The sequence below is a fragment of the Saccharopolyspora sp. MMCC62 genome (assembly GCF_057736575.1).
In genome coordinates this window covers 1-11,604 of the sequence record NZ_JBYKCM010000019.1, presented here as the reverse complement: position 1 = coordinate 11,604, position 11,604 = coordinate 1, and the positions used below count along the sequence as shown (strand labels likewise).

Annotated in this window: 13 protein-coding genes and 1 CRISPR repeat array; of the genes, 4 read left to right on the top strand and 9 right to left on the bottom strand. The window is 70.9% G+C overall.

Features of this window, described 5'->3' with window-relative positions:
• Window positions 1-10: 10 nt before the first annotated feature.
• Complete coding sequence (locus AC29IT_RS28420) at window positions 11-850, bottom strand: universal stress protein (protein ID WP_488220734.1); 840 nt, start codon at window positions 848-850, stop codon at window positions 11-13.
• A gap of 359 nt (window positions 851-1,209) precedes the next feature.
• Between AC29IT_RS28420 and AC29IT_RS28415 the strand changes: the two genes are divergently transcribed.
• Complete coding sequence (locus AC29IT_RS28415; RefSeq protein ID WP_488220733.1) at window positions 1,210-2,091, top strand: universal stress protein; 882 nt, start codon at window positions 1,210-1,212, stop codon at window positions 2,089-2,091.
• A 52-nt stretch (window positions 2,092-2,143) separates the two neighbouring features.
• Here the strand turns inward: AC29IT_RS28415 and AC29IT_RS28410 are convergent, their stop codons facing one another.
• Both AC29IT_RS28410 and AC29IT_RS28405 read right to left on the bottom strand, forming a co-directional pair.
• Complete coding sequence (locus AC29IT_RS28410; RefSeq protein WP_488220767.1) at window positions 2,144-3,148, bottom strand: zinc-binding alcohol dehydrogenase family protein; 1,005 nt, start codon at window positions 3,146-3,148, stop codon at window positions 2,144-2,146.
• A 166-nt stretch (window positions 3,149-3,314) separates the two neighbouring features.
• Window positions 3,315-3,728: a CBS domain-containing protein gene (locus tag AC29IT_RS28405; protein WP_488220732.1), complete on the bottom strand. Its 414-nt coding sequence runs from the start codon at window positions 3,726-3,728 to the stop codon at window positions 3,315-3,317.
• Window positions 3,729-3,856: 128 nt separating this feature from the next.
• Between AC29IT_RS28405 and AC29IT_RS28400 the strand changes: the two genes are divergently transcribed.
• A complete protein-coding gene (locus tag AC29IT_RS28400; protein ID WP_488220731.1) occupies window positions 3,857-4,612 on the top strand; it encodes an HAD family hydrolase in 756 nt (251 codons plus the stop codon).
• A gap of 14 nt (window positions 4,613-4,626) precedes the next feature.
• Here the strand turns inward: AC29IT_RS28400 and AC29IT_RS28395 are convergent, their stop codons facing one another.
• Together AC29IT_RS28395 and AC29IT_RS28390 are read right to left on the bottom strand one after the other, a co-directional pair.
• A complete protein-coding gene (locus AC29IT_RS28395) occupies window positions 4,627-5,415 on the bottom strand; it encodes a universal stress protein (RefSeq protein WP_488220730.1) in 789 nt (262 codons plus the stop codon).
• A gap of 524 nt (window positions 5,416-5,939) precedes the next feature.
• Window positions 5,940-6,197: a hypothetical protein gene (locus AC29IT_RS28390; protein WP_488220729.1), complete on the bottom strand. Its 258-nt coding sequence runs from the start codon at window positions 6,195-6,197 to the stop codon at window positions 5,940-5,942.
• A gap of 182 nt (window positions 6,198-6,379) precedes the next feature.
• Between AC29IT_RS28390 and AC29IT_RS28385 the strand changes: the two genes are divergently transcribed.
• Together AC29IT_RS28385 and AC29IT_RS28380 are read left to right on the top strand one after the other, a co-directional pair.
• A complete protein-coding gene (locus tag AC29IT_RS28385) occupies window positions 6,380-6,871 on the top strand; it encodes a DUF5753 domain-containing protein (RefSeq protein WP_488220728.1) in 492 nt (163 codons plus the stop codon).
• 21 nt (window positions 6,872-6,892) lie between these two features.
• On the top strand, window positions 6,893-7,096 hold the full coding sequence (locus AC29IT_RS28380) for a DUF397 domain-containing protein (RefSeq protein ID WP_488220727.1): 204 nt from the start codon (window positions 6,893-6,895) through the stop codon (window positions 7,094-7,096).
• A gap of 157 nt (window positions 7,097-7,253) precedes the next feature.
• A CRISPR array of direct repeats spans window positions 7,254-7,709; the repeat unit is 28 nt; unit sequence GAACCATCCCCGCGTGCGCGGGGCCGAC.
• Window positions 7,710-8,859: 1,150 nt separating this feature from the next.
• Here the strand turns inward: AC29IT_RS28380 and AC29IT_RS28375 are convergent.
• From AC29IT_RS28375 to AC29IT_RS28360, 4 genes are all read right to left on the bottom strand, one after another.
• Window positions 8,860-9,399: a hypothetical protein gene (locus AC29IT_RS28375; protein ID WP_488220726.1), complete on the bottom strand. Its 540-nt coding sequence runs from the start codon at window positions 9,397-9,399 to the stop codon at window positions 8,860-8,862.
• On the bottom strand, window positions 9,396-9,812 hold the full coding sequence (locus tag AC29IT_RS28370) for an RAMP superfamily CRISPR-associated protein (protein ID WP_488220766.1): 417 nt from the start codon (window positions 9,810-9,812) through the stop codon (window positions 9,396-9,398). Before AC29IT_RS28370 ends, AC29IT_RS28375 begins: the two co-directional genes overlap by 4 nt.
• Before the next feature lie 29 nt (window positions 9,813-9,841).
• Window positions 9,842-10,366 (bottom strand): hypothetical protein, encoded by a 525-nt coding sequence (locus AC29IT_RS28365; RefSeq protein ID WP_488220725.1) that lies wholly within the window; start codon window positions 10,364-10,366, stop codon window positions 9,842-9,844.
• A gap of 241 nt (window positions 10,367-10,607) precedes the next feature.
• A complete protein-coding gene (locus AC29IT_RS28360) occupies window positions 10,608-11,489 on the bottom strand; it encodes a type III-B CRISPR module-associated Cmr3 family protein (protein WP_488220724.1) in 882 nt (293 codons plus the stop codon).
• Between the last annotated feature and the right edge of the window lie 115 nt (window positions 11,490-11,604).

The window sequence follows — 11,604 nt, the reverse complement described above, 5'->3', positions numbered from 1 at the left end:
GCCGCCCCGCTCACCTGCTCCCGGGCGACCGACCGCGATCCGGCGGTACGACGGCGACCGCGCACGTGGCGTGGTGCAGCACTCCGCGCGTGACCGATCCCAGCAGCGCTTCGGAGAACCCACCGGAACCGCGACGCCCCACGACCAGCAGCCGGGCACCCGCCGCGGCCTCGGCCAAGGAGGAGATCGGGTCCATCGAGCTGGTGAGGCGGCGCAGGACGACGTCGGGGTGCCCCGGGGCGATCCCGGCCACCGCTTCGGCCAGCGCCCGCTCCGCGCGCTCGACCAGTTCCGCGCGGTCCGGGTGCTCGAACGGGCCGGGGATGAAGGCGGAATCCGGTGCGGCCTGCACCGCGACCACGTCGCAGCGCAGTGCTTCCGCCGCCTCGCAGGCGAATTCCAACGCCCGGTCTCCCGCGGCGGAACCGTCCACCCCGGCCACGATCACGTCGCGCCGCACCTCGCCCGCGGACCCGCGCACCACCACCGCCGGGCAGGGGGAGCGGGTCGCCACTCCCAGCGCCACCGAGCCGAGCACGGCGTCGTGCAGCGCGCGGTGGCCACGTGAGCCGAGCACCAGCAGCCGCGCCTGCCCCGCCACCTCCAAGAGCCGGGGAACCGTCCGGCCGGTCAACGCCTCGGCCCGCACCCGAGGACCGCCGCAGCGGCGCCGGCAGCGCTCGGCGAGGTCGGCCAGCCACCCGGGGGCGGCCCCTTCCGGGACCGGCTCGGCACCGACGGAGATCAGCAGCAACTCCTCGCCGCACAGCTCGGCGTTCGTGCAGGCCCATTCGACGGCACGTTCGGCTTCGGGCGTGCCGTCCACCGCGATCGCGCACCCGACCGGCATCGCACACCCCCTTTCCCCGTCTCCAGCCTGGCAAGGGCGCCCGTGCGCGGCATCTCGACGGGGCGCGCACCGAGGCCCGGGCCGAGACACCGCTCCACCGGCCGAGTACCGGCTCGCACCGGAGCGTCGGCCGCTGTCGACCTGCCTCGTGGACTCCGCGGTCTCGTCTTCGAGTGCAGGATCGCAGCCGAACGGGCTCGGGGAGAGTGCCGAAGGCCTCGGTCGGCTGCCCGTTCTCGCCGTCGGCCGCGGAAGCTCGCCGCCGGTGCACGTGGCGGCTACCCCGGCACGGACGAAAGCCCGTTCCGGCGCCCGCTCGCCGGTGCGACCGTGGGGCGGTCCCCTGCCGAGGAGGTGGCATGAGCAGCGCACGGCCCGGCCCGGTGGTCGCGGGGTTCAGCGGAACGCCCGGCTCCCGGCAGGCAGTGCGGTGGGCGTGCCGCGAAGCGGCCGTGCGGGGGCGGGAACTGCACGTCGTGCGCGCGTTCGCGATGCCGTTGGAGGAGCTCACGCGGATCCGCTTCCCCGCGGAATCCGTCGACTTCGGATTGCTGCGTGAGGGCGCGGAGCAGGAGGTGGGCGGGACGGTTGCGGAGTGCCTGCAGGAGTGGCCCGAGCTGACCGTCACCGGCGAGACCCGGCTCGGGCACCCCGCGATGGTGTTGCGGGAGGCCGCGGAGCACGGCGACATGCTCGTGCTCGGAACCGCCCAGCACGGCCGGTTGCAGCACTGCCTGCTCGGGTCCACTTCCGACGAGTTGCTGCGGAGCTCCCCGGCACCGGTCGTCTTCGTCCGCGGGTCGGAGTGGGCCGAGCGGCGCCGGGTCGTGGTCGGCGTGGACGGCTCCCGGATCAGCGCCCGGGCCGTCGGATTCGCCTTCGACCAGGCGTCCCGGCATGGCGGTGAACTCGTAGCGGTACTCGCCTGGGACGAGCTGCCCAGGGATGCGATCCCCCCGGCCGGGGAGTGGAGGCTCGATTGGACCGACGTCACCCGCGGCTGCGAACGGCAGCTCGCCGAATCGCTCGCCGGGTGGCAGGAGCAGTACCCCGACGTCCCGGTGCGGCACGAGGTCACCACGACGGAGCTCCCGGCCGAGCTGCTGCTGCGCCACGCGCGCGAAGCGGGTCTCGTGGTCGTGGGGCGGCACGGCCGATTCCTGGTGCACGCGGCGATGGTGGGTTCCACCGGCCGTGCGGTCGCCCACCGGGCGCCGTGTCCCGTCGCCGTCGTGCCCTGACACGCGCAGCAGGGCGCGGGCCTCCGGTGCCAGGCGGCGCCCCGAAGCGGATTCACCCGCCTGGCAGCAGCACGGCGGCTCCGCTCACCCGGTCATCGGCGAGGTCGCGCAGCGCTGCGTCGGCGCGGTCCAACCGGTACGGCGTGGTGGTCACGCGCATCCGGTTCCGGTCGGCGAAGCGCAGGAAGTCCAGGCCGTCGCCCCGGGTGTTCGAGGTGACGCTGCACAACGTGCGTTCCTGGAACAGGTGCCGCTGGTAGTCGAGCTCGGGAACGTCGGACAGGTGGATACCGGCGACCGCCAGCGTCCCGCCCCGCTGCAAGGCGGCCAACGCCACGGGAACCAGCTCGCCGACCGGGGCGAACAGCACCGCCGAGTCCAGTGGTTCCGGCGGTTCGTCGTCCGCGCCACCGGCGGTGGCCGCACCCACGTCGAGCGCGAGTGCTCTCGCTCGCGCCGACCGGGTGAGCACGTGCACGCGCGCGCCGCAGGCCACGGCGACCTGGGCGGTCAGGTGCGCGCTCGCCCCGAACCCGTACAGGCCCAGCACGCCGCCCACGGGCACCCGAGCCCGGCGCCACGCCCGGTAGCCGATCACCCCGGCGCACAGCAGCGGGGCCAGCTCCGCGTCGGTGTACCCGGTCGGCAACCGGTAGGCGTAGGCGGCGGGCACCGCGGTGAACTCGGCGTAGCCGCCGTCGGCGTCCCAGCCGGTGAAGCGCGAGCGGGGGCAGAGGTTCTCCTTGCCGCGCAAGCAGAACCCGCACTGGCCGCACGTTCCCCGCAACCACGGGATGCCGACCCGTGCACCGAGGTCGAACCCGGTGGCGGCCGGGTCGCAGTCGACGACTTCTCCGACGACTTCGTGACCCGGCACGACGGCTCGGCGGTGGGCGGGCAGGTCGCCTTCGGCGAGGTGCAGGTCGGTGCGGCACACCCCGCAGGCCAGCACTCGCACCAGCAGCTCGCCGGAATCCCGGGATGGGACGGGGCGCAGCACCCAGCGCAGCGGTTCTTCCGCGAGCGGGCCGGGCTCCCGCACGATCCACGCGTTCATGGTGTCGGCGATGGATGCCATCCCGTCCTCCCCGGGCGCCCGCACCGTCCCGCAAGTGGCGGAGGGTCCGGGCCGCCGGCCTCGACTGATGTCCTGCAGCGACAACGTCGCACGCGCCGAACCGGTGGCACCAGAGAACATGGGCCCGCGCCGTCGCGGGGTCCGATCAGGGTGCGGCAGATGCCTCGGCGACCGCCCGGACGACATCGGACGCGGTCACGATGCCCCGCACCGCACCGGATTCCCAGACGAACGCCGCGTCGCTACCCGACTCGACCAGGCGGTTGGCGACGGCCGCACAGCTGTCGTCGCCCCCGACGCCGGGTGCGGGTCTTCGGCACAACGCCACCACTCGGAGCGGCTCGCCAGGTCTTCCGGCCGCGATGCCGAACAGCAGGTCCGCTGCGGTGACCAGGCCGAGCGGATCCGCGGGCAGGACGGCCAGGTGGTGGACGCCGCGGCGGTACATCTCGCGCAGAGCTTCCACCGCGTCCAGCTCGCCCCGCACGGTGATGACGGGGCCGTTCGCGAGGTCCCGGGCACGGGGCAGGCCCGCGCTCGCGGAACGATCTGGGCTCATACCTCCTCCGGTGACCGTGGAGTGCGCACCGCTCTCGTTTCCCGGAGGGCGGGTGGCGGGCATTCCGAAGCATCAGGGGAGCAGCAGCCGGTCGGCAGAGGCGATCGGCCCGATCCGGCGGGGGTGCGATGGCCGCGGTCCGCATCGATCCGCACGAGCACGACGCGGTCCTGTTCGACCTGGACGGAGTGCTGACCGACACCGCCTCGGTGCACTGCGCGGCGTGGAAGCGGTTGTTCGACGGGTACCTGTCGAGCCGAGCCGAGCGATTCGCACCGTTCACCGAGGAGGATTACCTGCGCCACGTCGACGGCAGGCCCCGGGGTGACGGTGTGCGCGGCTTCCTGGGATCCAGGGGGATCGACCTCCCGGCCGGTTCCCCGTCCGATCCTCCGGGCCTCGGCACGGTGGTGGGGCTGGGAAAGCTCGAGGACCGGTACTTCCGCGACGCGGTCGCCGCCGGCGGGGTGCGCGTGCTGCACGGCGCGGTGGAACTGGTCGCAGCGTTGCGCGCGCGGCGCGTGCGGACGGCGGTCGTGTCCGCCAGCCGCAACTGCGCACTGGTGCTGGACGGTGCGGGGATCGCCGGGTTGTTCGACGCCTCGGTCGACGGGGTGGTGGCGGCGGAACTGGGCCTGCGCGGGAAACCGGATCCGGCGACGTACCTGGAAGCGGACCGCAGGCTCGGTTGCGTTCCCCGGCGCTCCGCGGTCGTCGAGGACGCGGCGGCGGGCGTTCGAGCCGGCCGCACCGGCGGTTTCGGCCTGGTCATCGGCGTGGCGACCGCTGCGGACCCGGAAGTTCTGCGGGATTCCGGCGCGGACGTGGTGGTGCGTTCGCTGCGGGAGGTCGAAGTGGTCGGCGCACCGTCCCGCGAGGGTTGAGCACGGCGCCGTGCTCACCGCACCACGGCGACCGGGCACGTCGCGTGGTGCAGCACGCCGAGGGCGACCGACCCCATCGGGAGGCCGCCGAACCCGCCGCTGCCGCGATGGCCGACCACCAGCAGCGCTGCCCCGCTCGCCGCGTCCACGAGGACGGGCACCGGATGGCCGCGCACTGCGCGGGTGCTCGCCTCGACGGTCGGGTACCTGTTCCGCCACCCCGCGAGGCTCGAGGAGACGGACCGTTCGGCCCGGACGAGCTCGTCGTCGTCCGATGCGGGGGCGTTCCGGGCCCGCACGGCGACCAGCTCGACGCCCCGCGCCGCAGCGGCGTCGAACGCGAAGCTCAGCACGGCGTCGTCCGCCGCGTCGTCGACACCGACGACCACGGGTCCACCGGCGGCCTCGTGTCCGCGTACCACCACCACGGTTCCCACTGCGAGGCGGGCGACCTCGGAGCTGACCGACCCCAGCAGCGCTTCGGCGAACCCGCCCCTCCCGTGCGATCCCAGCACGAGCAGCGCCGCGGTCTCCTCGCAGCGGAGCAGCGCCTGGACGGGGTGCCCGACGACGACCTCTTCGACCACCTCGACCTCATTCGACCGTGCGCGGCACCGCTCGGCGAGCGAGTGCACGACCTCCCCGCTCCGCTCGGAGCGAGCCGGGCCATCGGTGACGAGCACCAGGCGCAGCCGGGCGTGCTGCTGCTCGGCTGCGTCCGCGGCCCACGCGGCCGCCCGCGCCGACGCCTCTGAGCCGTCGACGCCCACCACCACCACCACCGCGCTGCCTGGTCGCGCCATGTTTCCTCCCTGGCATTGGACGGCGTTGGCGCTGAGGCCGCCGCGGTCACTGGCCGCTCCTCCGGATACGGGAGCGGATGAACGTTTCCGCGCCGTCCTCGACGTCGTCGGTCTCGTCCAGAGCGGTCTCGGTGTCGTCGTGTCGCTTCCGGCACGCGCCGACCGGTGCGCGGACGGGCGGCGGCATCGCCGGATTCGGAACGGACCGAGTGGTGCCGTTCACGTTGCGTCCGGCGCACGGTTCCTCCTTCGCCGCCGCGCGAAGTGGTCGGTGCGGACATCGTGGCGGGAACACGGGATATTCCCGTAGGGCCAAGGGTCACCTTCTCGCGGTGGAGGCGGTCCACCGGTTCGCCGCACCCGGCGGCACGCCGGGTCCGGAGACCGACACCCGGCACAGCTCGCGCACGGGCGGTCGTCGAACGGTGCCGACGTCGAGAGCTCGGGGGCCGCCGGCCCGCTCTCCGCCTGGTTTGGTCGAAACCGGTTGTGCGGAAGGCTGATCTGGTCGTCGGGTGGCCGGTTCACCAGGCGGTGGGGTGGGCGCGCAGGCGCCGTGCGAAGGCTGCGGCTGGGGTGTCGTGGTTGAGGATGAAGTCGTGGTCGTTGTCGAGCAGGGCGTCGGCGGTTTCGGTGAGGGCGTGGGTGATGTCGTCGGGGTCGTCGCCGATGCGCGCGCAGGCTTCGAGGAGTTCGTCGAGGTGGGTGCAGTCGAGGATGGCGTCGGCGAGTTCGCGGTCGGTCGTGGCGCGCACGAGGGTGGCGAGTGTGATCGCGTCCATGTGGTGATGGTGCGGGGTGGGGCAGTGGTGTGTGGAGCTTGTGCGGGTGGATGTGCCCGGTTGGACGAGTCTTTCTGAGTCCGGAACGTTGCCGCGTCTCGTGTCTCTTGACCGGCTCGGTTTTCGGCTGTGCGGTCGTGCGGCGATGCTCGGCTGGTCCTGCTCGACGCGGTTGAGCGCGCATGCGCGGGGCCGCCCCAGGTCGTCGCCCACTACATGTCCACGGTCGAGAACCATTCCCGCGTGCGCGGGGCCGACTGGCCATCGGGTCGCCTTCTTCGCAGCCGCTGCCGCAGGACGCGGAGTTGACCGCGGTTTTGTCGGAGTCGGCGCTACGGCGCACCTACGGGAGCAGGGAGGTGATGGCCAGGCAGATGCGGCATCTCGCCGACATCGCCGAGCTGCCGTCGGTGGACCTGCACGTGCTGCCGTTCGCGGCGATCCCGTCGCTGGCGTCGTCGTTCCCGTTCGTCCACTTCCGCGTGCCCTCGGTGAGCACTAACGCTCCGCCGTTGGAGTTCGTCTACGTCGAGCAGTTCAGCAACGGGGACTATCTCGACGGAAGCACCCACGTGGGTGCCTACAATCGGTTGTGGCAGGGGTTGCTCGGGGCGGCACTTGATCCGGTGGAGTCGAGGGCCTTCGTCCTCCGGGTGGCCGACGAGTTCGACTGATCCACTTCGAAGGAGCAGGCCATGCCCCCCACCGAGAGGTTCACCGGCTGGCGCAAGGCCACCGCGAGCGAACCCAACGGCAACTGTATCGAGGTCGCGACGGTTCCGGGGGTCACGGGCGTTCGGGACAGCAAGCTCGGCGAGTCGAGCCCGGTGTTGCCGTTCGCCGTCGACAGCTGGATGTCGTTCCTGCACGAGGTCAAGAACGGCACCTTCGACCGCTGAACGCAGTCATGGAGAACGCTCATCCGGAGCTTCCCGCCGGGTGGGCGTTTTCGTGTCGGTCGAATTCTGTGCGGAGGTCGGTGAGCGGGTAGCTGGGGTGGTGCTCGGCGTGCGCCGAGCCGACTCGCTCCACGGCCTCGGATAGCAGCAGGTCCCGGAACCATCCCCGCGTGCGCGGGGCCGACCACTCAAGTCGCCGCGGTCGACGACCGGGGTGCCGAACCATCCCCGCGTGCGCGGGGCCGACGACGACACCGACCCGGCCGAACTCCCGGCCTGGGAACCATCCCCGCGTGCGCGGGGCCGACGCACGGATGCGGGTGATCATGCTCTGCCAGCGCGAACCATCCCCGCGTGCGCGGGGCCGACAGATGTGCGGTAAGCCCGGCGGGTCCCGCAAGAGAACCATCCCCGCGTGCGCGGGGCCGACTCACGCTCACCTACCCCGGTGAGTGGGAATCCGGAACCATCCCCGCGTGCGCGGGGCCGACCCAGCTCCTTACGGGGTCGTCGTGGCCAGCGGGGAACCATCCCCGCGTGCGCGGGGCCGACCCGCGGGTCGCCGCGGAAGATCGGGGTGCCGCGGAACCATCCCCGCGTGCGCGGGGCCGACACTTCTTGAGCTGGTGCTTTATCTCGGGTAGGTGCCGTTTTCATTTACTCCGGATCGCGGCCCGGTGTGGAGCTTAGTCGTCGGGTTCATGTGCTCTCGGTTCGCAGTGCGGCGGCGTAGGCCGGGTGTGAGTCTTGTTGTGAAGATCACCTGACTGGGTGACCAGGGAATCCTCCCACCGTGCGACCCCATTTCGCGGGGCGCGGACGGATCCTCCCAAAATCCTCCCAAAAATCGGCACAGCCGTCCCGGGAAGATCCACTACATGATCGGCACTGCAATATCAAAAAGCCCGCTGACCTGCACTTTCGTGCTAGATCAGCGGGCTTTTCAGACCGTCGGGACGGCGGGATTCGAACCCACGACCCCTTGACCCCCAGTTGCATCGGGGGTCAGCGGCATGCTCAGGTCTGTTCTTCGAGGTCAGCTCTCAGTGTACTTGGCAAAGTAAAGGAGTCTGTTTCGCAGCAGGTGCTCACGGAACACGGGTTCAGAATAGCTTGTCGTCAAACCACCGAAGCTGTGTGCCGAGGGCATAGTTGTGTCACTGACGAAACTTGTTCGAAGGTTCAAGGGGTTGCCGCGTACCTGTGAACGCCGTCCAAAGCGGCCGCGTAGCTGCTGATTGCACGTCTGACGAGGACGGTCTCTGTGTCGCAACCAGGACTGGCGCGGGAGCCTGTGCAGACGATGTCGCCGACGAAGCATCGCAGGCCGCAATAAGAGCCGGCTCGGAGAGCCGGAGACGGCGCCGAAGCCGCCGACGACACCTGGTCCATGATCGGCATCCGCCGCAATGAGGACCGGCTCGAAGAGCCGGTGGCGGACCAACGTGACGCTCACCTGGTCCAGCCCGCTGCTGCCGCAATGAGGACCGGCTCGAAGAGCCGGTGACGGGGACCCGGGTTTTCGGGGGTGCTGACCTGGGTTTTCAAAGATCGTTGCGAGCGGTGGTGCGTGGAGATTGTGAGTAACAGTTTGCTTGATCTTAGCGTGCTTGAGAGGTGCGCTGAACTGGGCAAAGGCCGTGCGAGCGGCTACGCCTGGAGTGCGCGCTCCTGGACCGCTCGCATGGGGTGGATCGGGCCACGTGCTCTTCCAGATCAGGTGAGCAGGGCTGGCGCTTCGAGGTGACGCTGTCGGGGTGCGTTCACTCGCCGGGACTGGCTGGTGCAGCACCGGGAACGTGGGCGGGGCCGCTAGGCGAGCTGTCGGCCGGGTTGCGGGTGGTTGTCGTGGCGGTGTCGCCGATGAACACGGCGGTGGTGGTGCGACGGTGGGGGACGAGTTGCAGCATGTCGGTGCGGCCGCGAGCGCCGGGAGTTCCTTGGTACTGGCGGACTTCCCGTTCTCGTTCGCCCCAGTTTCGGAACTCGGTGATGTCGGGCCGGGCGCGCGTCGTGGAAAGATATGTCCACAGTGGATCGATGGTGTCGTCGCCTTCGGTGAGCTGTGCGGCCCACCATCGCCCGTGGTCGATGCGCACTCGGATCCATCGCTGCTTCGCCCACGCCCACAGGTGTGAAGTCGCGGGTGGCTCGTCGGGGAGGCGTTCTTGGTGGAAGCCGTGGTGGTCGGCCCAGGACGCGGTCCAGGAGGCGGCTTGGGCGTGAAGCAGGTGCCAGTCGTCGCAGGTGCGTGGTCCGGAGCCGCGCAGGTACCAGTTTTCGGTCATGGGCTGCTCCTTCACAGTGCGGTGGCGAGGTCGGTCAGGGCGAGGTCAGGGCGGAGCCCGGTGAGCACGGTGACGGTGCCGTAGCCGGCGGTGGTGCGGGTGCCGATTCCGGCGTAGCCGGTCAGCACGGCGTGGAGCAGGCGTTCGTCGGCTTCCTCGACGTCGCCGAGTGAGCGGACTTGCAGGGTGAAGGTGCCGCTGACGATGACTTCGTGCGTGTAGAGCGCGGTGTCGCGGACGCCGCCGGTGAACCGGTCGATCGCGACGTGGTTGCGGTGGGCGTGCTGGGGGTCGCGGATCACCGCGTCGTCCACGGCGACGCGTCCACGGCGTGCGCCTGCCGTGTTCGTGTGGCCGAACAGCGTGCAGGGGCGGCACTCTCCGCAGCTTTGGTCGATGCATGCTCCGGCGCCGACGACGCGGCAAATGTATTCGGCGCGAGCCCGCAGGACGCCTTTCAGTGTTGAGCCGGGATGGCGTAGTCACCGCCGGTGCCGAGTCGGAAGGTGGGTAGCAGGTTGTCCTGCGCGTCGCCGGTTCCGCAGTGCACTGCGTCCATGATGGACAGTTCGGCGCGGAGGACGGACGTCGGTTCCGGGGCGTTGGCGGCCTTGTTCGGTTCGGGGTAGGACTCGATGCCGGTGTCCCGGATCCAGGTCAGCAGTCCTTGTTCGGTGTTGAGGTCGTACTCCGCTTCGCCCCACCCGAACAGCGAGCATCGCCTGGCTCCGCGGGTCACACCGCGGCCGAGCATCGGGTCCCAGCCGGTCATCGCGGCCAGGAACCGCTCGCGCAGCGTCGTGTCGGGGTCGTCCCAGCGCAGGAACACGTCGAATTCGGTGCCTGCCGGGAGCAGTTCGACTTGGTAGAAGTGGTGCGTGCGGGCCGCGCCGCGTTCTGGATCCATCGCGTTGCGGCGGTGGGCGAACGCCTCGCCGGTGGGGCGGAGCGCGGTGCCGAGCACTTGGATCGCAGAGGGCACCGCGTTCGCTCGACTGTTGCTGGAACGGGCCGGTGGTTTGTTGCCGAACAACGCGTCGAGCTCGTGGTCGTGGCGGGCGCAGTGCGCTCGGAGGCTTCCAGCGACGGTCTGCCGGGCAGGTGGATCTTCCCGTTGGGATCTCGGCGAAGGGGTGTGACGTAGCCGTCGTCGGTGCTGGTTTCGGTTGCGGTGACACCGCCTGCGGTGTCGAACCGCATCCGGGCCGTGATGAGCGTGACCTTCACCGGTTCTCCTCCTGCCTCTCCGGCTGGACGCAGTTCTCCAGTGCTTCGTGGAAGAGTTGCGGCGAGACGACGCCGAGCAGTGTCGTCAGCGCGTCCGCGTAGGAGTCGCCGACGGCGATGCGGTCGTGGAATTCGGTGTCGTCGACGGGTTCCTGCCGCATCCGGTTGGCGCGGCGGTGCAGCATCGGCATGTGTTCGCGAAGGTCGATGGAGTCGCGCAGGATCGCGATCTCCTCGCTCAGGTCGTGGACGGTGAGGGGGCGTCGGGTGAAGGTGTAGAGCGCGCCGAAGCCTTCGCGGCGCCGCAGCCCGATGCCGCGGGCCATCAGCGTGCGCCGAGCGTGCTCGCTCGCCGGTTCCGCGCAGGTGACGAGGTAGGTCGATCCGGCTTGCACGGCGCGTTCCACCGGTTTCGGCAAGCCGCTGGCGATGTGCCAGCCTTCGACCTGGCACCAGCGGGTGTAGGGCTTCACGGCCTGCACTTCGACGCCGAGTGCTTCGGACAGTTCCTGTCGGTCCGGTGCGGCGCTGGGGAACCCGAACTCGTCCACGAACGCCCCCGGCCCGAGCAGCCGCAGCACGATCGTATTGCCGCGCTGTTCCACTGGTTCAGGGACGCTGGTGTGGTCGACTTCGAGCAGCGCGCTGCCCTGGGTTTTCGTGCGGCCGCCGAGGAAGAGCGTGTCGACGGATTCGTCGCTGATGCGCAGCGCCCGCAGCGCGGGCCCCTGCATCCAGCCGGTGAACCGCGCGCCGCTGGCCACGCTGTTCTGGGTGAACAGCTGTCCTTCGCAGGCGACGCCTTGCGGGGTGAGCGCGGCGCGGGTGCGGATGAGGCGGCTGACCGAGTCCGCGGCCGTGCCCTTGCTGCGCTCCAACGGCTTCCCGCAGTCCTCGCAAGTGGGGGGGGGGGGGGGGGGGACAAGTTCGAGCGGTTCGGCCCACAAAACCCGGGTGCATATGGGGGGGTGGGCGCGGTAATTATGACGGGGC